Origin of the sequence: Mesorhizobium sp. SEMIA396, assembly GCF_024518615.1 — a bacterium.
In the GTDB taxonomy this organism is placed as follows: domain Bacteria; phylum Pseudomonadota; class Alphaproteobacteria; order Rhizobiales; family Rhizobiaceae; genus Mesorhizobium.
Genome location: NZ_JANIFC010000002.1, coordinates 575,138 through 594,038, shown reverse-complemented (window position 1 = coordinate 594,038; position 18,901 = coordinate 575,138). Strand labels below are relative to the sequence as shown.

Annotated in this window: 21 protein-coding genes and 1 riboswitch; of the genes, 12 read left to right on the top strand and 9 right to left on the bottom strand. The window is 63.2% G+C overall.

Annotation, left to right across the window (positions count from 1 at the left end; translation table 11 throughout):
- Positions 1 to 58: 58 nt before the first annotated feature.
- Positions 59 to 487, bottom strand: a complete 429-nt coding sequence (locus tag NP503_RS07835; protein WP_023813521.1) for a Fur family transcriptional regulator — start codon at positions 485 to 487, stop codon at positions 59 to 61.
- Between the two features lie 144 nt (positions 488 to 631).
- On the opposite strand from NP503_RS07835, the gene NP503_RS07830 reads away from it, so the two are divergent.
- From NP503_RS07830 to NP503_RS07815, 4 genes are all read left to right on the top strand, one after another.
- Positions 632 to 1,579 (top strand): metal ABC transporter substrate-binding protein, encoded by a 948-nt coding sequence (locus tag NP503_RS07830; RefSeq protein WP_372958876.1) that lies wholly within the window; start codon positions 632 to 634, stop codon positions 1,577 to 1,579.
- An 86-nt stretch (positions 1,580 to 1,665) separates the two neighbouring features.
- Positions 1,666 to 2,526: a manganese/iron ABC transporter ATP-binding protein gene (locus NP503_RS07825; RefSeq protein ID WP_206517197.1), complete on the top strand. Its 861-nt coding sequence runs from the start codon at positions 1,666 to 1,668 to the stop codon at positions 2,524 to 2,526.
- A complete protein-coding gene (locus NP503_RS07820; protein ID WP_127267054.1) occupies positions 2,523 to 3,383 on the top strand; it encodes a metal ABC transporter permease in 861 nt (286 codons plus the stop codon). Before NP503_RS07825 ends, NP503_RS07820 begins: the two co-directional genes overlap by 4 nt.
- On the top strand, positions 3,383 to 4,231 hold the full coding sequence (locus NP503_RS07815; RefSeq protein WP_372958875.1) for a metal ABC transporter permease: 849 nt from the start codon (positions 3,383 to 3,385) through the stop codon (positions 4,229 to 4,231). Before NP503_RS07820 ends, NP503_RS07815 begins: the two co-directional genes overlap by 1 nt.
- A 24-nt stretch (positions 4,232 to 4,255) precedes the next feature.
- Here the strand turns inward: NP503_RS07815 and NP503_RS07810 are convergent, their stop codons facing one another.
- The 3 genes from NP503_RS07810 to NP503_RS07800 form a co-directional block, all read right to left on the bottom strand.
- Positions 4,256 to 5,242, bottom strand: a complete 987-nt coding sequence (locus NP503_RS07810) for an iron ABC transporter permease (RefSeq protein WP_127267061.1) — start codon at positions 5,240 to 5,242, stop codon at positions 4,256 to 4,258.
- Positions 5,243 to 5,377: 135 nt separating this feature from the next.
- The gene (locus NP503_RS07805) at positions 5,378 to 6,325 is read right to left on the bottom strand and encodes an ABC transporter substrate-binding protein (RefSeq protein ID WP_127267056.1); all 948 of its coding nucleotides are present in this window, start codon (positions 6,323 to 6,325) and stop codon (positions 5,378 to 5,380) included.
- Between the two features lie 49 nt (positions 6,326 to 6,374).
- Positions 6,375 to 7,163, bottom strand: a complete 789-nt coding sequence (locus NP503_RS07800; protein WP_127267057.1) for an ABC transporter ATP-binding protein — start codon at positions 7,161 to 7,163, stop codon at positions 6,375 to 6,377.
- 161 nt (positions 7,164 to 7,324) lie between these two features.
- Positions 7,325 to 7,532, bottom strand: a riboswitch (cobalamin riboswitch).
- Between the two features lie 255 nt (positions 7,533 to 7,787).
- On the opposite strand from NP503_RS07800, the gene NP503_RS07795 reads away from it, so the two are divergent.
- Complete coding sequence (locus NP503_RS07795) at positions 7,788 to 8,621, top strand: AraC family transcriptional regulator (RefSeq protein ID WP_127272480.1); 834 nt, start codon at positions 7,788 to 7,790, stop codon at positions 8,619 to 8,621.
- Positions 8,622 to 8,625: 4 nt separating this feature from the next.
- Here the strand turns inward: NP503_RS07795 and NP503_RS07790 are convergent, their stop codons facing one another.
- The 3 genes from NP503_RS07790 to NP503_RS07780 are packed head-to-tail and all read right to left on the bottom strand — an operon-like array spanning position 8,626 to position 12,243.
- Positions 8,626 to 9,765 (bottom strand): DSD1 family PLP-dependent enzyme, encoded by a 1,140-nt coding sequence (locus NP503_RS07790; protein ID WP_164749008.1) that lies wholly within the window; start codon positions 9,763 to 9,765, stop codon positions 8,626 to 8,628.
- Complete coding sequence (locus NP503_RS07785) at positions 9,765 to 11,042, bottom strand: D-arabinono-1,4-lactone oxidase (RefSeq protein ID WP_127272478.1); 1,278 nt, start codon at positions 11,040 to 11,042, stop codon at positions 9,765 to 9,767. Before NP503_RS07785 ends, NP503_RS07790 begins: the two co-directional genes overlap by 1 nt.
- Before the next feature lie 13 nt (positions 11,043 to 11,055).
- Positions 11,056 to 12,243, bottom strand: coding sequence for an MFS transporter (locus tag NP503_RS07780; RefSeq protein WP_127269303.1), 1,188 nt, complete (start codon positions 12,241 to 12,243; stop codon positions 11,056 to 11,058).
- A gap of 125 nt (positions 12,244 to 12,368) precedes the next feature.
- Between NP503_RS07780 and NP503_RS07775 the strand changes: the two genes are divergently transcribed.
- Positions 12,369 to 12,995, top strand: a complete 627-nt coding sequence (locus tag NP503_RS07775; RefSeq protein ID WP_164749009.1) for a TetR/AcrR family transcriptional regulator — start codon at positions 12,369 to 12,371, stop codon at positions 12,993 to 12,995.
- A 26-nt stretch (positions 12,996 to 13,021) separates the two neighbouring features.
- Here NP503_RS07775 and NP503_RS07770 read toward each other — a convergent pair whose 3' ends face one another.
- Complete coding sequence (locus NP503_RS07770) at positions 13,022 to 13,873, bottom strand: hypothetical protein (RefSeq protein WP_127269302.1); 852 nt, start codon at positions 13,871 to 13,873, stop codon at positions 13,022 to 13,024.
- 112 nt (positions 13,874 to 13,985) lie between these two features.
- On the opposite strand from NP503_RS07770, the gene NP503_RS07765 reads away from it, so the two are divergent.
- From NP503_RS07765 to groL, 3 genes are all read left to right on the top strand, one after another.
- Positions 13,986 to 14,783, top strand: coding sequence for a class I SAM-dependent methyltransferase (locus tag NP503_RS07765; RefSeq protein WP_127269301.1), 798 nt, complete (start codon positions 13,986 to 13,988; stop codon positions 14,781 to 14,783).
- 165 nt (positions 14,784 to 14,948) lie between these two features.
- Positions 14,949 to 15,245: a co-chaperone GroES gene (groES, locus tag NP503_RS07760; protein WP_006203049.1), complete on the top strand. Its 297-nt coding sequence runs from the start codon at positions 14,949 to 14,951 to the stop codon at positions 15,243 to 15,245.
- A gap of 64 nt (positions 15,246 to 15,309) precedes the next feature.
- On the top strand, positions 15,310 to 16,965 hold the full coding sequence (gene groL, locus NP503_RS07755) for a chaperonin GroEL (protein ID WP_127379092.1): 1,656 nt from the start codon (positions 15,310 to 15,312) through the stop codon (positions 16,963 to 16,965).
- A gap of 176 nt (positions 16,966 to 17,141) precedes the next feature.
- Here the strand turns inward: groL and NP503_RS07750 are convergent, their stop codons facing one another.
- A complete protein-coding gene (locus NP503_RS07750) occupies positions 17,142 to 17,780 on the bottom strand; it encodes a TetR/AcrR family transcriptional regulator (protein WP_127272631.1) in 639 nt (212 codons plus the stop codon).
- 101 nt (positions 17,781 to 17,881) lie between these two features.
- On the opposite strand from NP503_RS07750, the gene NP503_RS07745 reads away from it, so the two are divergent.
- From NP503_RS07745 to NP503_RS07740, 3 genes are read left to right on the top strand one after another with little or no spacing between them, the layout of a single operon-like run.
- Entirely contained in the window at positions 17,882 to 18,061 is a 180-nt protein-coding gene (locus NP503_RS07745; RefSeq protein WP_236383100.1) for a hypothetical protein, read from the top strand.
- On the top strand, positions 18,058 to 18,216 hold the full coding sequence (locus tag NP503_RS33375) for an alcohol dehydrogenase catalytic domain-containing protein (protein WP_372958881.1): 159 nt from the start codon (positions 18,058 to 18,060) through the stop codon (positions 18,214 to 18,216). The genes NP503_RS07745 and NP503_RS33375 overlap by 4 nt, the downstream gene beginning before the upstream one ends.
- Positions 18,210 to 18,884 carry an NAD(P)-dependent alcohol dehydrogenase gene (locus NP503_RS07740; protein WP_236383101.1) on the top strand — a complete coding sequence of 225 codons (675 nt, stop codon included), beginning with the start codon at positions 18,210 to 18,212 and terminating at the stop codon, positions 18,882 to 18,884. The genes NP503_RS33375 and NP503_RS07740 overlap by 7 nt, the downstream gene beginning before the upstream one ends.
- The last annotated feature ends 17 nt before the right edge of the window (positions 18,885 to 18,901 follow it).

Below are 18,901 nucleotides of genomic sequence, written 5' to 3'. Positions count from 1 at the left end.
CGGCGTCTTGCCCGCCGCGATCAGACCCGGATCAGCATGGTGACGACCAGAAACCACGCTATTTGGCGCGTTTCCTGACATACAGTTCCAGCTTGTGGCGGACGATTTCGAAGCCAAGCTCCGACGCTATCTCGGCCTGCAGTTTCTCGATTTTGTCGGAACGGAACTCGATCACCTGACCGGTGTCGAGGTCGATGAGATGGTCGTGATGTTCACGGTCCGCGTTTTCGAACCGGGCGCGGCCCTCGTCGAAGGCATGACGCTGGATGGCGCCTTTCTCCTCCAGGAGCCGCAACGTCCGGTAGACGGTCGACAAGGAAATGCTGCCGTCGATCTGGTGGGCACGAGAATACAATTCGTTCGCGTCCGGATGGTCGTGCGCATCCGCCAGCAGCCGCAAGATCACCTTGCGTTGTTCGGTCATCCGGACACCGGCGGCTTTCAAATTGCTCCGGAATCGCTCGAAAAGGTCGTTATCCGCTTTCATCCGCCATACTTAGCCGCGTTGCCACGCGACTGCAATTAGCTACTTGCAAATCAGTTGCAACTGCAATATTAGATGCAAATCAAACGCATTAGCATGACGTGAGCAGCGCATGGGCGACGATCAACTCCAGTCGAAAGGCATCCGATGACTGTTTCTGCTTCCCCAACCCGCAGGACGATGCTGCGGGCGCTTGGCGGCCTTGTGGCCATCGGTTTTGCGACGATGGCGAGCCTCGTTCCGGTCATGGCACAGGAGACCCAGCCTGCGGCAGGGAAGGTTCTGCGCGTCGTGACGACGTTCACGATCATCCAGGATATCGCGCAAAACGTAGCCGGGACCGCGGCAATCGTAGAGTCGGTGACCAAGCCCGGCGCCGAAATCCACGACTATCAGCCGACGCCGCTCGACGTGGTGAAGGCGCAATCGGCCGACCTCGTGCTCTGGAACGGCATGAACCTCGAACGCTGGTTCGAGAAATTCTTCGACAACGTGAAGAACGTGCCGAGCGCCGTCGTCACGGACGGTGTCGAGCCGATGGGGATCAAGGAGGGGCCCTACGAAGGCAAGCCCAATCCGCATGCGTGGATGTCGCCGAAGAACGCCCTCATCTATGTCGAGAACATCCGCAAGGCGCTGTCCAAGGCGGATCCGGCAAACGCCCAGGTCTATGCCGCCAACGCCGCCGCCTATTCGGAAAAGATCAAGGCAATCGACGAGCCCATGCGCAAGCGCCTGTCGGCGATCCCCACGGACCAACGCTGGCTGGTTACAAGCGAAGGCGCTTTCAGCTACCTGGCACGCGACTTCGATCTGCGCGAAGCCTATCTGTGGCCGATCAACGCCGACCAGCAAGGCACTCCGCAACAGGCGCGCAAGCTCATCGACCTGGTGCGCGAGAACAAGATTCCGGTGGTGTTCAGCGAAAGCACCATTTCGGACAAGGCGGCCAAGCAAGTCGCGCGCGAAACCGGAGCCACCTATGGAGGCGTTCTCTACGTCGATTCGCTGAGCGAGGAAGACGGCCCGGTTCCGACCTATCTGAAGCTTCTCGAAACCACCGTCGAGACTATCGTCCAGGGGTTCGGCGGGTGACCGGGGTTCGCACCGCGCTCGCTCCGGACAGCGTCCAGGGCAGCCATGATCGAACATCGACCGGTAGCGGCCGGGTCGTTGCCTCCATCGACGTGGACGACGTCACCGTCAGCTATTCAAGCGGGGTCACGGCCGTACACTCCGCCTCTTTCAGGCTCGGCGCCTCCACCATCTGCGCGCTGGTCGGCGTCAACGGCTCCGGCAAATCGACGCTGTTCAAGGCGCTGATGGGCTTCCTGACGCCGTCGACCGGAACAGTGCTTATCGCCGGATTGCCGGTCCACGCAGCGCTGAAGCGCGGCCTGGTAGCGTATGTGCCGCAGAGCGAGGATGTCGACTGGAACTTTCCGGTGCTGGTGGAAGATGTCGTCATGATGGGCCGCTATGGCCACATGAATTTTCTGCGTATCCCACGCAGAGCCGATCGCATGGCGGTCGACGCGGCGCTGGAACGGGTCGGCATGACCGATTTTCGCAAGCGCCAGATCGGCGAACTGAGCGGCGGCCAGAAGAAGCGCGTGTTCCTGGCGCGCGCTCTGGCGCAGGGCGGCGAGATCATCCTGCTCGACGAGCCGTTCACCGGCGTCGACGTGCAGACCGAAGCAGCGATCATCGATCTCCTTCGGTCGATGCGCGACGACGGCAAGCTGATGTTGGTGTCGACGCACAATCTCGGCAGCATCGTCAATTTCTGCGACCATGTCGTCATCTTCAACAAGACGGTGCTGGCCTTCGGACCGACAGAGACAACGTTTACGCAAGCCAATCTTGCGAAAGCTTTTGGCGGCGTGCTGAGGCATCTACGCCTCGGCGGCGCCGATCTTCACGACGACCCCGACGCTCGCCACCTGACCGTGCTGACCGATGACGAGCGCCCTCTGGTGCTTTACGGCGAGCGCGATCAAGAGAAGATGATGAAGCCCGACAGCGGATCGCCAGCCCCGTGATTGACATCCTGCTGGAACCCTTCACCTACAACTACATGGCCAAGGCCATCTGGGTCAGCGCCCTGGTCGGCATGGTCTGCGCGTTCCTGTCCTGCTATCTCATACTCAAGGGCTGGGCCCTGATGGGCGACGCGCTTGCCCACTCGGTGGTGCCGGGCGTTGCGGCCGCCTACATGCTGGCCCTTCCCTATGCCGCCGGCGCATTCGCCTCCGGCCTCATCGCCGCACTCGGCATCACCTTGGTGCGGCGCGTGACGCAACTTCGCGAGGACGCCGTGATCGGCCTTGTCTTTACAACGCTGTTCGCTGGCGGGCTGCTGATTGCGTCGATCAGTCCGACCTCCGTAAACATCCAGTCCATCGTACTCGGCAACATCCTCGCAATCTCCGACGAGGATGTAACCCAGGTCATCCTCATCGCAGCGGTTTCGCTGGCTGTATTGGGGCTTCGATGGAAGGATATGATGCTGGTGTTCTTCGATGAGAACCATGCGCGCGGCGTCGGCCTGAATCCGTGGCGGTTGCGGGTCCTGTTCTTCGTGCTGCTCAGCGCCTGCATCGTCGCCGCGCTCCAGACCGTCGGCGCGATCCTCGTGATCGCGATGGTGGTAACGCCTGGTGCCACCGCCTATCTGCTTACCGATCGGTTCGGCGTCATGATCCTGCTCGCGATGGCGATCGGCGCGGCGACGAGCGCGGTCGGCGCCTATCTCAGCTTCTTTCTCGATGGCGCGACTGGCGGACTGATCGTGGTGCTGCAGACCGTGGTCTTTCTGACTGCCTTCGTCTTCGCACCCAAACATGGCCGTCTCGCCGCGCGCCGGGCGGCACGTGCCGCATCCCAGGTCGCGTCATGATGACAATCTGGTCCTGGATCGCCGAACCGCTCAGCCATGAGTTCATGCGTCGCGGTCTCACCGTCGCCATTCTGGTCGGCGCCATCTGCGCGGTGTTGTCCTGCTATCTCGTCCTGAAGGGCTGGTCGCTGATGGGCGACGCCGTTTCGCATGCCGTGCTTCCGGGTATTGTGCTCGCCTATATCGCCGGGATCCCGCTTGCCTTCGGCGCATTCGTGGCAGGGCTTGGCTGCGCTTTGGCGACGGGCTACCTCAAGCAGCACAGCCGGATCAAGGAGGACGCAGTCATGGGCATCGTCTTCTCAGGCATGTTCGCGTTTGGCCTGGTTCTGTTCGTCAAGGTCGAGACCGACCAGCATCTCAATCATATCCTGTTCGGCAACATGCTCGGCGTCCAGTGGCGCGACGTGATCGAGGCGGCGATCATCGTCGTGCCGGCGATCCTCATCGTTCTGGCAAAACGCAAGGATCTGCTGCTCTATTGTTTCGATCCGGCCCATGCGCGCGCGATCGGCCTGCCCGTCAATCTGCTGCATTTCGGGCTCTTGACGCTGCTCGCGTTGACCATCGTGGCCTCGCTGAAGGCTGTCGGGATCATCCTTGTCATCGCCATGCTGATCGCGCCGGGAGCGATCGGTTTTCTTTTGACGAAGAGCTTTGAGCGGATGCTCGCCATTGCTGCCGCGGCCGCCATCGGGTCGAGCGTCGTGGGAACGATCCTCAGCTATCACATCGACGCAGCCACGGGTCCGACCATCGTCGTGGTTCAGGCCGGCGTTTTTTTGCTTGCCCTGTTCCAGTCGAAGCGCCCAAAGCAACAGGTGCAACTGGGCATTTCGGGAGAGTAATCGCGACCCTGACCGAGGCCACGCTTAAAGCCGGTTGCGGATCAGCATGGTGACGACGAAGAACGCGCCGACCGAGCTGGTGATGATGCCGATCGGCAGTTCCTGCGGCGGCAGCAGCGTTCGGGCCAGAAGGTCGCTGGCCAGCAACAGCACCGCGCCGAACACGGCGCAGCTGGCAACCAGGCGCAGGTGCAAGGGGCCCGCCAGCGGCCGCGACAGATGCGGGATCATCAGCCCGACGAAGCCGATGACGCCGGCGACCGAGACCAGGATCGCCGTCGAGAAGGCGGCGACGAGAAAGGTCATCCTTCGCATCCGCGCCACCGGCACGCCCAGGCTTTCGGCGGCGTTTTCGCCGGCCAGGAAAGCATCGAGCCGGCGGTGGTTCCACAGCGCGTAAGCCAGGATAGTGCCCGCACCCAAGGCGCCGAGCCAGATATTGTCCCAGCGCGCCAGGCCGAGCCCACCCATGGTCCAGAACAGCACGGAGTGCGCGGCGCGCTGGTCGCCGGCAAAGACAAGATAATTGGTCAAGGCGGTGAACATGAAGGACACGGCAAGGCCGGCAAGGATCAGCCGCTCCGGGCCTTGCCCCCTCACCCGCGCAACCAGCAGCAGGACGACACCGGCAGCCAATATGCCGCCGGTGAAGGCCGCGACCGGCAATGTCCAGATGCCGAAACTGTCTCCGAAGACGGTGATGACGGAAACCGCACCCGCGGCGGCGCCCGACGACAGGCCGAACAGGAACGGGTCGGCAAGGTCGTTGCGGGTCACCGTCTGCAGCAGCGCACCGACGACGCCGAGACCGGCCCCGACGCAGATGGCCAGGATCGTGCGCGGCAGCCGCAGGTCGACGACGATCTTGCCTACCGGCCCGGACACGTCGTGCCCGCTGAAGCCAATCGCACGGCCAAGCGAGGCAACGACGTCGGCCAACGGAATCAACGTCGAGCCATAGGCGATCGACAGCAGAGCGAGAGCGGCGATCGCCGCCGCTCCCACCAGCATGGCCAGTGCGAATGCCGGATGGCGCAAACCTGGAAATGCGTCGTGTCTGTCAGGACGCGTGCGACGCACTTCCAGGATCTTTTGCTCATGCATGTCGTTGCCCCAAAACCGCTGCGCACTTTTGGGCGACAGGCATCAAAACGCTTCCGGATGCATGGCCTTGGCGATTTTGTCGATCGCTTCGATATTGGCGGGTCCGGGTGTCAGTTCGGCATAGCGCAGGGCGACGAAGCGCTCGTTCTTGACCGCGTCCGTTTCTTTCATCGCCGGGTGGGACTTCAGGAAATCAAGCAGTTTCCTGTAGCCGCCGCCGTCCTGGTAATCGAGCAGGATGAGGAATTGCGGATTGCGCGACGCCACCGTTTCCCAGTCCGTGTTGCCCCAGCTGGTCTCCATGTCGCCCATGATGTTGTCGCCGCCGGCGGCTGATATCATGGCGCTGGGGATGGCGAACTTGCCTGCTGTGAACGGTTTGTCCTCGCCGGAATCATAGAGAAACACTCGCGTACCCTTGCCGTTGCCGACCTTGGCGGTGATGTCGGCGAGCTGCTTCTTCCAGCCGGAGACAAGCTTCTCCGCCTCGGCCTCCTTGCCGAAAATCTTGCCCAGCTTTTCGACGTCGCCATAGAGCAGGTCCATCGAGGCGGCTGGGCGGCTCTTGTCGAGATGGACGCAGCTTTCCGTCAGCACCAGCGTCTTGATGCCGTGCGGAGCAAGCGTATCGGGTGTCACCTCGCCGCCCGGCTTCATGCCGTAATACCAGCCGGCGAAGAAGAAATCCGGCTCGACCGCGACGAGGTTTTCGAGCGTCGGATATTTCGGCGCCAGTTCCGGGATCGAACCCTGCTCGGCCTTGAATTCGGGACCCACCTTGTACCATCCGGTGATGCCGGTCAGGCCGACGATCGACGGCTGCAGTTTCAGCGCGAAAGCCATCTCGGCCATGTTGAGATCCTGGATGACGGCGCGCTTCGGCGGCGCATCGAAGGTCAGCGGCTTGCCGCAGCTGTCGACCGTGACCGGGAAGGCCAGGGCTGTCGAGGCCAGCAGCGAGAAGACAAGCGAAAAGGCCAGGCGTTTCACGGGTTTGCTCCTTGTGGATGGGATTGGGTCGACTACGAGATGGCTTCAATCACGTCGGCGGCGCGGCACGGTTCGGCACATCGAACACCGTCAGTTCGCGGTCTTCGGTCGGATGGCGCAGACGCAGCACATCGATGCCGAAAATCTCGCGGATCAGCTTTTGGGTCAGGGCTTCGCGCGGTGCGGCGAGCGCTTGCAGACGGGCATGGTTCATCACCGCCACCCTGGTGGCGAACGGTGCCACCAGCGCCAGATCGTGCAGCACCGCGATCACCGTCATCTCGAAGCCTGCCACGAGGTCGAGCAGTTCGCCGCGGGCACGCGGGTCGAGATGGTTGGTCGGCTCGTCGAGGAACAGGATTTTTGGCTGCTGGGCGATGGCGCGCGCAAGTTGGGCGCGCTGGCGCTCGCCGCCCGACAGCGAGCCGATGGTGCGGCCAAATAGCGGCAGCAGGCCGGTCCGGCGCAGTGCATCGACGACGATCTCGCGCTCCTCGCTCCTGCGCCGCAGCCCGGCGTGCGGAACCCGGCCAAGCTCGACATAGTCGATCACCGCCAGCCGCGGATCGGGCTGGTCGGTCTGGCCGACCACGGCAATGTGCAGCGCCCGTTCGGCGGCTGAAATCCTGTCCAGGCGGCGCCCGCCGAGCTTCACCTCGCCGGAGCTCGGACGCAGCATGCCCGACAGCATGCGCAGCAGCGTCGTCTTGCCGGCGCCGTTGGGACCGATGATGGCAAGGCGATCGCCGGCGGCCACCGAGAAGCTGACCGCCTGAACCAGATCCCGCCCATTCGCCGTGACGCAGAGGTCACGGGCTTCGAGAAGCGCTACGGTCATCGGCTGCTGCCCGCCGGCTTGCCGGGACGGCAAAGCGTATATACGACGATGCGATGGATGGAGCCGTCCAACTTTCCGTCACTTTCCAAAACTGGCGACGGAAGGAAGCTGGCGAACCGGCCGACAAGACCGGGATTCGCGTTTCCTCCCGGCACACCCCGTCCGGTCAACTCAGTGATGGCAGGTCTCCTGGCTCACGGGTCGTTGCGCCATCCAGCCTTCCCAGCCTTGCCGGCCAGTGGCATTCACGGATTTTGCTCGCCGCTTACAGTTGCGGGGGCAGCCACGGTCTCGACCTGAGCAGGCCTCACCGTGTTCCCTTTTCACCCCTCGCCTTTCGACTCGGGGACCATCACCGCTTCAGCGTAGATTTGCGCCGATCGCTTCGCAATGGATTTCTCGGACGGAGTGGTGGGCCAGCTAAGGGAAACAGGCATCGCATGCTCTCTTTATGTAATAATATAACATACCTAAGAGATGACGCCGGTCGCTGTCAAGCGAAAGCTCATGGGGCGGTTGGCCGGATGGCGACCGGCATCGGCGCAGATTGCACGGGATGCGCAATTTCGATCAAACTGGCTGCGCCAGGAAACGGCAGGATGATCTGGCCAATGCGAGGAGAAAATGGACCCGACCGAGAAAGCGCTGTGGTTCGTCGAAAGCCATCTGCCGGAGGCGATCTCGCTTGATGATGTCGCGCAAAACAGCGGCGTGTCGCGTTTTCATGTGACGCGCGCCTTCGGCGCCGCCACCGGCCGGTCGGTGATGGGCTACATGCGCTCACGCCGGCTGACCGAGGCGGCGCGCAAGCTGGCGGGCGGGGCGCCCGACATCCTCGCCGTCGCGCTCGACGCCGGCTACAACTCGCATGAGGCGTTCACCCGTGCCTTCCGCGATCAGTTCGGCACCACGCCGGAACTGGTGCGCGCGCAGGGCACACTCGACAAGCTCGACCTCGTGGAGCCGATCCTGATGGACCAGTCCCTCCTCACCAATCTCGAACCGCCGCGTTTCGAGACCAGCCGGCCGTTCCTGATCGCCGGCCTCGGCGAACGCTGCAGCTGCGAAACCAGCGCCGCCATCCCGATGCAGTGGCAGCGCTTCGGCCCCTATATCGGCAACATTCCGGGCGAGACCGGCGACGTCGCCTATGGCGTCTGCGTCAACGGCGACGATGCCGGCAATTTCGACTACATCGGCGGCGTCGAAGTGTCTGACTTCTCCGACCTGCCCAGGGACTTCTACCGGGTGCGGGTGCCGGCGCAGAAATATGCGGTCTTTGCCCACCGCGAACACATCTCGACCATCCGCCGGACGGTCAACACGATCTGGAACAAATGGCTGCCGGCCTCCGGGCATGAGATCGCGGACGCGCCGGAATTCGAACGCTACGGCCCCGAATTCGACCCGCGCAGCGGCAAGGGCGGGCTGGAGATCTGGATACCGGTGAAGGCGTAGTCGGTCAGGCCATCGGCAACGCCGGCCAGCGATCGGCGATCCGGCCGCCGGAAAACACCGCGATCGACCCGAACTGCTGCAGCACGGCTTCGCTCTGCGTCGGCCTTAGAAACGCGTAGTCGCCGGGCTTTGCGGTCGCGTCGGCGGGCAAGCCCATGAATTGCTGGTTGGAGGACAGGCCGAGCAGCCCGTTCGCCTTCATGCCTTCTGGGAAGACCGGCTCGGCCATCCACTTGCCGCCATAGAGGTAGCAACCCTTGCGCGGGAACCGGCCGAGCGCCTGCAGCAGGCGGGTGACGGCCGGCGGGCCGGGCAGCATCGGCTCGACCATTTTCAGGATCGGCGTGGCGATGAAGGCCGCCGGCTGGAAGCCGTCGAGGCCTGGCGTATCGAAGTCGCTGGGCAGCACAAAGGCCGAGCCCATCGAGACCTCATTGGCCGCGCCGCCATGATGAAGCAGCGCGGTCTTGCTGCCGCCGATGTTCAGGATGCGGCGCTGGTCGGCGCCGAGACAGGCGACGAACGCCGAGGCCTGCGCCGACGCCTTTGCCAATGCCTTTGCCGGTCCGCCGAAAAGGCCAGGAATGAGCGGCGCATGCGCCTCGTAGGCCATGACGCCTTCGCAATGCAGCCGGGCCGGCAACGCGCTCAACGCCTTCGACAAGGCCTCAGGATTGGCGAACCCGCCGCGATGCAGCCCGACATCGATCTCGAAAGCGATGCGCAGGCCGATGCCGAGTTCGTCTGCCAGCGCGCCATATTCCGCCAGTCTTTCCTCGCTGTCGATCAGCCAGCAGACGCGCGACCAGTCGGTATCGGCTTTCACCAGCGCCGCCCTTGCCGCGCCGATCGGCATCGGCTTGCCGTAGAGCAGATCGGCATCCGGGAACGCCTTCAGCACCGCCTCGCTGATCGGCGGGTGGAAGGTCATGAAGCGCTCACTGCCAAGCGCCTTGGCGATATACGCAAGCAGCGGCATGCACGCGAGCGATTTGTCGACCAGCCGCACGGCCAGGCCGGGATCCAGTCTCTCCTTGACCAGGGCAATGTTGCCGTCCAGCCGGTCGCGATCGAGCAGCAGGCAGGGCTGGAAGATGCCGGCGGTCTTCAGCGCATCCGAGAGGGTGGAAAAATAGGTGCTCATCATTCGATGCCGAACAAGCCGGCCATATAGGGCGAGACGAAGCGGTTTTGCGGATCGACGTCGCGGCGCACCGCCATGGCATCGTCCCAGCGCGGGTAGAGCTTTTTCAGATCCGCCGCTTTCAGGCTGTGCATCTTGCCCCAATGCGGCCGGCCGCCATATCTGCGGAAGATCGGCTCCGCCGCCCGCATGAACGGCAGAGGATCGTTCGCTGCATCATGGTGGATGGCGATGGAGCAGGTCAGCCTGTTGTAGAATGGCGAAAGCCAGAACTGGTCCGGCGCGACCGAGCGCACCTCCATCGGGAAATAGACCTCGAGAAAACGCTTCTCGGTCAGCTCGATGATCTCGGCCAACGCCTTCGGCCCTTCCTCGAACGGCAAATGATATTCCATCTCGTTGAACTTGGTCTGCCGGTCGCTGGCATAGACGTTGAGCCAGTCCTGCACGTAGTCCTCGGCGGGAAATCTGACGGCCGCCGAACGGATCAGGCGGCCACGCAGCGATGGCAGCCAGGCAAGTGAGGTGCGCAGCCGACGCAGCGTCCTCAAACCCGCCTCGTCCTCTTCCGGCGGCCGTGCGGTGGGTGCGGCGTCGCTGAAATCGCTGGCGATGAACTGCGCATAGCCGGAGAACGGAATGTAGTAGAATTCGGCCGAGCGATGCGCGGCCATCATCGCCTCGAAGTCGCGCAGCATCTCAGTGATCGGCAGCACATATTTGCGGCGGCGCAACCGGTAGGTCGCGATGTTGTTCAGCGTCACTTCGGTGAGCACGCCGAAAGCGCCGAGCGCGACGCCCATGGCGTGGATCATGTCCTGATCCCCTGCCCGCTTGAAGTCGCGGACCTTGCCAAGCCCGTCGACGATCTGCACCGTCTCCAGCTGCGTGTGATAGGCGCCGAGCGTCGGTCCCGAGCCATGCGTGGCGGTACCCAGCGCGCCGCCGATCGCCTGGCGGTCAATGTCGCCCATATTGGGCAGGCCCTGGCCAATGCCTTGCAGGATGCGCATCAGCGGGCCGAGCCGGGTCCCTGCCCGCACCCGCGCCCGATGTGTTTCGGCGTCGTGCGAGACCAGCCCTTCCAGCCTCTCCAGGGACAGGATCGTGCCTTGCGATTTCACCAGCGGCGTGAAGGAATGACCGGCACCGGCGACGCGCACCGGGCCAGGCGCGGTCCGGACGAGATCACCGAGTTCACCGGCATCGCCGGGGCTGGCGATCAGCTTGGGCTCGGCGCTTACAAAGCCCGACCAGTTGCTCCAAATGTTAGACATGCCACCTCCCCGCTCAGGCAACCGCACGACGGTGACGCGACACAAGGACGAAGAGACCGAGCAGCGCCACGCTGGCGACCGCGCTGGCGGCGGCGAATTCCGGCACCGGCCGGAAATCCTTGCCATCGATGAGCAGCGACGCCGCGATCGGCCCGATCGCCAGGCCGAAAAGCTGGGCTGCCGGCACCAGCAGCACAGCGGTCCGCGTCTCGTCGGCGGTGATCGCCAGACGTATCTGGTAGGGCACGATGAACAGCAGGATAAAGCCCATGGCCAAGGCAGCGACCCAGAACGTTGTCAGGCCAGGGCTACTGGCAAGAACCAGGGAGCTGACAAGCGCGACGACGCCGATCGCCGCGATGGCAAGGCGATAATCGATGCGCGCCTCGAACACGGTGGCCGTCATAGCACCCAGGACCTGCACGGCGAGGCTGGCCGAGACGATCAGGCCGACGGTGCGGCCATCGATGCCATACTGTGCGCCAAGCGGTTCCAGAAAGGCCCAGACCGCGCCGAAGAACATGAAATAGCAGAAGACGGACAGCAGCGCGGTCGTCGAGGGAAGCGTCAGCACATTGACCAGGTTCTCCTCCTTGGGCAGGTCGGCATAGTCACCGGGAACAGTGAAGGCGACCACCAGCGACACGACGCAGACGACGGCAAGAACGATGAAGCCGCCCGACGCCCCTGCGGCCGGGATGACATAGAGCGCCAGCAACAGGGCGAGCGCGCATTGCGCCAGCGTCTGCATGGTGACGAAATAGCCGCCGATGCGCTCGGCGCGCCGCGAGCGGGCGATCAGTTCGGTGGCGATGGCGACCAGACCGCCCTCGGCGAGCCCGGCCAGGGCGCGGGCCGCAATCAGCGTGCTGGTGCTCGCGGCATAGGCCGTCCACACATTGACCAGCGCCAGCAGCAGCAGAAGGACGGCACTTTTCCAGCGCATGTGGTGCGCCGAAAGCAGCATCGCCACGACAGCCGAACCGATGGCAATAGCGATCATCTCGGCTGTGGCGACCAGCGCCAGTTCGTCGCCGCTGACATGGCCTTCGGTGTAGAGAGCTCCGAGCAGCACCGGCTGCAGGCCGAGGATGAGCAGGCCGACCGAACCGATCCACAAGGCCGAGGCGAGCTGCCAGCCGGTCGGATTGCCGACCAGCCAGTCGCCACTGCCTGCGTGGCCGGTATCTGTCGAAGCCAAAGGCGCCTCCCAACGTCCTTGCCGTGCGGCAAAAAAGCTGACAACCTGTCAGTATTTCAGAAACTGATACTTGATCATATTTTCTTGTCAACCGGAATTTGGGAAGCCGTGCGAAAGATCGGTGCATGACGGAATTGAAGAGAATGGCGACCGAGCCGAGGCGCAGGCCCAAGCAGGAACGCAGCCGCGAGCGCATCGACGCGATCCTGTCGACGACCATGCGGCTGATCGGGGAAAAGGGTATCGACGCCGTCACCATGAAGGAAGTCGGCATGCTGGCGGGCGGGCCGATCGCCACCGTCTACCACTATTTTCCCAACAAATCGGCGATCCTGGCGATGCTCTATGAGCGGTTTTCAGAGGTCAGCCGGGCACGGCTGACCACGATCATCGCCGAAATCCGCGAGGCGAACGACGTGATCGTGGCCGCTGACCGGCTGCTCGATGATTATCTCAGCCGTGTCGCCGGCGATCCGGCCATCCAGGATCTGCAGAACGCCATCCAGGCCGACAAGGCGCTCAAAAACCTCGACATCGCCGAAACCCGACACCAGGCCCAAATGTTCTGCGACCACGTCATCGCCTTGCTCGAGCCCGAGAGGCGCGAGCAGTTCGAACGCATGGTCCTGCTGATCTTCCAGCTCGCCGGCGGCGTGGTGCGCCTGGCGCTCGCCGAGGGCGAAGCGGAAAGCCGCCAGACCATCGAGGATTACCGGTCTATCATTCACACGCAGCTGCGACTGTTTCTCTAGGGCGTCCGCGGCGATCTCAGCCGCGCCTATTTCGCCCGATGGATGAGGCCTTCGAAGCCGTGAGTCAGATCGGAAGCGCCGGCCGCGAACATCTTGACGAGGTTTTGCGGACGGCCGGGAGTCTTGTTTGCGTCGAGGAGGACGGCCCTGCCCTCATGCATGACGAAATCGAATTTTCCATAGTCAAAGCCGAGTTCACGCCGACGCTCACGCAATTCGTCGGGCACCGGGACGGGCTCGCGCCGGATCGTCTCTGATGCCTTGACCAGGCCGTTCGGGGAGACGTAGCGGGTGCAGCGCTCGCGCTCTCCGCAAAACACCCAGAAACGAACAGCAAAACCGTCGGGTTCTCTCTCCGGAATGAACTTTTCCACGACGAGATCGTCGCAATCAAAGACGCCATCTGGAACGTCGCCGAGAGATCCATGGACCTCATAAGGATGCAAGGCTGGCAAGCGCGGAAACGGCTGCTGTTTCCCGGCACGCTCGGATCGCCGGTTGAGGAGCGTCTCCGGAATACCCCGATTGTTGAGATTGCTTTTGACGATCACCTGACCTTGCCAGCTGTCGGTTCTGTCGACCAATGCGCCGCTGATCCGCCGCTTGGATATGTCGGCGGCGCCGATGTTGAGGCAGAAGGCAAAACTCCGGGCGTAGTCGACATAGTCCGTGGGCGTCACCGTGGCATCGACATGCAATACCGCCATATCGCCGCTGACCGGCTTCGACAGGCCTTGCTGAACCTGAACCGAGTGGCCGCGCCTTTTCAATTCCGCAAGAATGTCGAACAGCATGTATGGGCTGCTCCTGCGCAGCAGGATGTCGCGCCTGCCCAGGAACCTGTCATGCTCGTGCGTTATCACAACGATGCGCGCCACTATCTACCTCTTGGACCGTCTGTAAATTCTTGAAATGTCTTGGCTTGTCCGACGACCTCTATTAAGCCCCGGCGGGTATCCAAATCCAGGCGTCCAGGGGCCAATAAATTGCATGACAAATCATTGGGACGATTACCACCGCCATTGGAAACTTCTGGAAGCGCCGCTCCGGCCAACAGCGGAAACCGTCGCTATATTCGATCGCGAACTTGATCTTGGAAATGCCGATGTCCTCCTCTTGGGGGTGACCCCGGAATTGGCAATTCTGGGCAAGTCGATGTTGGCGGTCGACCAGTCGGCGGCCATGATTTCCGGCGTATGGGCCGGCGACGACGGCTCGCGAAGGGCAATCGCCGGCAACTGGCTTAACCTGCCCGTGGATCACGCAAGCATCGACGCCGTCATCGGCGACGGATGCCTGTCGGCGGTCGATTCCCAGGCGGCGCGCAGTTCGTTGTTTGGCGAGGTCGCCAGGGTACTGAAGCCTGGCAGGCGCGCAGCGATCCGCGTCTTCGCACGACCGGAAACGGCAGATGATCTGCGCGGCATCGAAGCTCTGGTTCTGGCCGGCGGGGTCGAGAATTTCCACGCGCTCAAATGGCGGATCGCGATGGCGTCCACGACGAACGACCCCGATTTCGCCATCAAGGTGGCAACGATCCGCGATACGTTCGGCAGACTGTTCCCAGACCGCGAAGCTCTTGCCGCAAGGACGGGGTGGAGCATGAGCTCGATCAACACGATCGACGTCTATGCCGGCTCGGACATAAGCTACAGTTTCGCGACGCTGGCCACGCTGATCGAAGAGGCCGCCAACTGGTTCGGCGAAGTGCGCGTCGTGCCGAGCGGCAGCTATCCGCTGGCCGAACGGTGCCCGCTTCTGGTACTCGGTTCGGCCAGGCACCGGTAAGTTCATCATCATGCCGCCAAGAGGCGCTCCGAGCGCCTTGACTCCGGCGCGCCGCCAGCCTATTTCAGCGCCACGTTAGCACTCGCCTTTGGTGAGTGCTAACCACATGTCCGGCGCCGCCGGATGGAGGAACTGTTTCTCACCGTTCTCATCGAGGAAGAAAAAATGGCAAAGTCGAAGTTCCGCCCGCTTCATGACCGCGTGGTCGTTCGCCGGGTCGAATCCGAATCCAAGACCGCTGGCGGGATCATCATCCCCGACACGGCAAAGGAAAAGCCGCAGGAAGGCGAGATCATCGCTGTCGGCTCCGGCGCTCGTGACGAAGCTGGCAAGCTGGTCCCGCTGGACGTCAAGGCCGGCGACCGCATCCTGTTCGGCAAGTGGTCGGGCACCGAAGTCAAGCTCAATGGCGAAGACCTTCTGATCATGAAGGAATCCGACATCATGGGCATCATCGGCTGATATCAGGCCTTTCCCCGTCAACTGAATTCCCGGGCTCGATCAAAGCCCCTGCCAGGAGCTAAAAATGGCTGCCAAAGACGTAAAATTCTCCCGTGATGCCCGCGAGCGCATGCTGCGCGGCGTCAACATCCTCGCCGACGCGGTGAAAGTCACGCTCGGCCCCAAGGGCCGCAACGTCGTCATCGACAAGTCGTTCGGCGCCCCGCGCATCACCAAGGACGGCGTCACCGTCGCCAAGGAAATCGAGCTTGAAGACAAGTTCGAGAACATGGGCGCGCAGATGGTCCGCGAAGTTGCTTCGAAGACCAACGACATCGCCGGCGACGGCACCACGACCGCAACCGTTCTGGCACAGTCGATCGTCCAGGAAGGCCACAAGGCCGTTGCCGCCGGCATGAACCCGATGGACCTGAAGCGCGGCATCGATCTGGCCGTGACCGAAGTCGTCGGCGCGCTCGGCAAGGCTGCCAAGAAGATCAAGACCTCCGAGGAAGTCGCCCAGGTCGGCACGATCTCGGCCAATGGCGACGAGTCGGTCGGCAAGATGATCGCGGAAGCGATGCAGAAGGTCGGCAACGAAGGCGTCATCACGGTTGAGGAAGCCAAGACCGCCGAGACCGAACTCGAAGTCGTCGAAGGCATGCAGTTCGACCGCGGCTACCTCTCGCCCTACTTCGTCACCAACGCCGACAAGATGGTTGCCGAGCTCGAGGACGTCTACATCCTCCTGCACGAGAAGAAGCTGTCCAACCTTCAGGCCATGCTGCCGGTTCTCGAAGCCGTCGTGCAGACCTCGAAGCCGCTGCTCATCATCTCGGAAGACGTCGAAGGCGAGGCTTTGGCCACGCTGGTCGTCAACAAGCTGCGTGGCGGCCTGAAGATCGCTGCCGTCAAGGCGCCGGGCTTCGGTGATCGCCGCAAGGCCATGCTGGAAGACATCGCCATCCTCACCGGTGGCCAGGTCATCTCGGAAGACCTCGGCATCAAGCTTGAGAACGTCGGCCTCAACATGCTCGGCCGCGCCAAGAAGGTGTCGATCTCCAAGGAGAACACCACCATCGTCGACGGCGCCGGCAAGAAGGCCGAGATCCAGGGCCGCGTTGCCCAGATCAAGCAGCAGATCGAAGAGACCACTTCGGACTACGACAAGGAGAAGCTGCAGGAACGTCTGGCGAAGCTCGCCGGCGGCGTTGCGGTGATCCGCGTCGGCGGTGCGACGGAAGTCGAAGTCAAGGAAAAGAAGGACCGCGTCGATGACGCCCTCAACGCGACCCGTGCGGCCGTCGAAGAAGGCATCGTTGCAGGCGGCGGCGTAGCCCTGCTGCGCGCTTCGGCCAACATCAAGGCCACCGGCGTCAACGCCGACCAGGCCGCCGGCATCAACATCGTTCGTCGTGCGCTGCAGGCTCCGGCCCGCCAGATCGCGGCCAACGCCGGTGCGGAAGCATCGATCGTTGCCGGCAAGATCCTTGAGAACAAGGGCGCGACCTTCGGCTACAACGCCCAGACCGGTGAATATGGCGACATGATCGCCATGGGTATCGTCGATCCGGTCAAGGTTGTCCGTACGGCTCTTCAGGACGCGGCCTCGGTCGCCGGCCTGCTCGTCACCACCGAAGCCATGATCGCGGAGGCTCCGAAGAAGGAGTCGGCTGGCGGCGGCGGCATGCCTGGCGGCATGGGCGGCGGCATGGGCGGCATGGGCGGCATGGACTTCTAATCCAGCCAATCTGGCTAAGCTTACGGAAAGGGCGCCGAAAGGCGCCCTTTTTGTTCTGCCAGGACGTTTACTTCACTAATAGCACTGCCAGGACTTGAATTGGGGCGACACACCGCGCGGAACGCTTGGCGCGACATTGAACTAATGTTTCCGCTGGCATCAGGCGCGTCGCGACATCAGGACCCCGGCGATGATGGTATCTCGGCCGCGGAAATCGCCGTGTCGCGATTGCGGCCTGCTCCAGCGAGCACCGCCTGCTCGATCAGCGCTGCGACCTCATCGGCCACAGCCTGCACCGGGGCGCGGTCGTGGGTGGCGCGGGCGATCACCATCAGCCCCTCCAGCGACGATTCGACCAGCAGTGCCAATGCATGCGCGCGGCGCTCGGGCACCCCTGCCCTGACGAAGGCGTCCCGCAGCAGGCCTATCCACTGTTCGAAGGCCGAGCGGCACAACTCCGCCAGTTCCGGCACGTCGGTGGGCGAGTCCAGCACGACAGGCGCGATCGGACAGCCGAGCGAAAACTGGTTGTCTTCCAGCATGCGTCCCACCGACTGGTAGATATGATGGACAGCCACCGCCGGATACTTTTCGGCAGCCAGCGCTTCGCCCAGCCTCTCCGTCACGTCGGCAACGCTGGCCCGCGTCACCTCGATGACCAGTTGGTCCTTGCCGCCGGGAAAATGAAAATAGAGCGAGCCCCGCGGTGCGCCGCTGGCGCTCAATATGTCGTTGAGCGAGGTGCCGTGATAGCCGCGCTGCCTGAGCAGCAGCCCAGTCGTCTCGAGTATGCGGGTGCGGGTGTCGTTGGCCATGTCAACCTCTGTCAGCAGGAATCATTATAGGCCTTGCGCAAAATATGACAATCGGTCTACATAATATGTAGACCAGTCTATATATTTCTCGGGAGAACGACATGCGGAGCTACCGTCTCGAAGGGTCTGGGACCGAACCCCTGATGCTGCGCGACACGGCGCAGCCGGAGCCGAGGCCGCATGAGATCGTGGCGCGCGTTCGCGCCACCTCGCTCAACCGGCGCGATACGATGATCCTCAACGGCACCTATCCGCTGCCGCCGCGCCAAGGCGTCCGCTGAGCGACGGGGCCGGTGACATTGTCGCCATCGGCGATACCGTCACCCGCTTTGCCGTAGGCGACCGCGTGACCGGCAGCTATTCCCCCGATGGATCGACGGCCGCATCCATGCCGGCCTCGTCGACCAACTCGGCTGCACGCTGGATGGCATGCTGACCGAATACGCCGTTCTCGACGAACAATGGGCGGTGCGCTTGCCCGATCATCTCGACTGGCATGAGGCGGCAACGCTGACCTGTGCCGGCCTGACCGGCTGGAATGCCGTGACGGGCGCCGGAATTCCGAAGCCCGGCCAATGGGTTCTGGTCGTCGGCTCGGGCGGCGTCTCGCTCTTTGCACTGCAGTTCGCCAAGCTGCTCGGCTGCCATGTCGCCGCCGTCACCTCGCGCGGTGAGAAAGCCGACAGGCTGCGGGCGCTGGGCGCCGACCTGGTGATTTCGACATCGGATATGCCGCAATGGGGCGCGACCGTCCGCGACCAGACCGGCGGCATCGATCTCGTCATCGAGACCGGTGGCCCGGCGACCTTCGCCCAGTCGCTGATCGCCAGCACGCTTTACGGGCACATCGTGCTCTTGACGCTGCAGGATGCGAAAGGCGGATCGATCCAGTTGCCGGCGGCACTCTACCAGCGCAGCCTCGCCACCATCAGCCGCCTGTTCGTCGGCAACCGGACCAATCTCGAAGCCATGCTGCGCGCCGTCTCGCAGCATCGCCTGCGGCCCGTCATCGACAAGGTCTTCGCCTTCACCGAGGCCGGCGATGCCTACCGCTATTTCCAGCAGGGCGACGTCTTCGGGAAGGTGATCATCGACGGCGCCTGACCCATCAAGTCCTCAAA

Bases quoted from the DNA above. Each gene is read 5' to 3' on its own strand.
- NP503_RS07815 (WP_372958875.1), top strand. From the start codon at position 3,383: ATGACAATCTGGTCCTGGATCGCCGAACCGCTCAGCCATGAGTTCATG.
- NP503_RS07795 (WP_127272480.1), top strand. From the start codon at position 7,788: ATGGACCCGACCGAGAAAGCGCTGTGGTTCGTCGAAAGCCATCTGCCG.
- NP503_RS07750 (WP_127272631.1), bottom strand. From the start codon at position 17,780: ATGGCCAACGACACCCGCACCCGCATACTCGAGACGACTGGGCTGCTG.
- NP503_RS07810 (WP_127267061.1), bottom strand. From the start codon at position 5,242: ATGCTGGTGGGAGCGGCGGCGATCGCCGCTCTCGCTCTGCTGTCGATC.
- NP503_RS07835 (WP_023813521.1), bottom strand. From the start codon at position 487: ATGAAAGCGGATAACGACCTTTTCGAGCGATTCCGGAGCAATTTGAAA.
- NP503_RS07790 (WP_164749008.1), bottom strand. From the start codon at position 9,765: ATGAGCACCTATTTTTCCACCCTCTCGGATGCGCTGAAGACCGCCGGC.
- groES (WP_006203049.1), top strand. From the start codon at position 14,949: ATGGCAAAGTCGAAGTTCCGCCCGCTTCATGACCGCGTGGTCGTTCGC.
- NP503_RS07785 (WP_127272478.1), bottom strand. From the start codon at position 11,042: ATGTCTAACATTTGGAGCAACTGGTCGGGCTTTGTAAGCGCCGAGCCC.
- NP503_RS07740 (WP_236383101.1), top strand. From the start codon at position 18,210: ATGCTGACCGAATACGCCGTTCTCGACGAACAATGGGCGGTGCGCTTG.
- NP503_RS07830 (WP_372958876.1), top strand. From the start codon at position 632: ATGACTGTTTCTGCTTCCCCAACCCGCAGGACGATGCTGCGGGCGCTT.
- NP503_RS07745 (WP_236383100.1), top strand. From the start codon at position 17,882: ATGCGGAGCTACCGTCTCGAAGGGTCTGGGACCGAACCCCTGATGCTG.
- NP503_RS07800 (WP_127267057.1), bottom strand. From the start codon at position 7,163: ATGACCGTAGCGCTTCTCGAAGCCCGTGACCTCTGCGTCACGGCGAAT.
- groL (WP_127379092.1), top strand. From the start codon at position 15,310: ATGGCTGCCAAAGACGTAAAATTCTCCCGTGATGCCCGCGAGCGCATG.
- NP503_RS07765 (WP_127269301.1), top strand. From the start codon at position 13,986: ATGACAAATCATTGGGACGATTACCACCGCCATTGGAAACTTCTGGAA.
- NP503_RS07775 (WP_164749009.1), top strand. From the start codon at position 12,369: ATGACGGAATTGAAGAGAATGGCGACCGAGCCGAGGCGCAGGCCCAAG.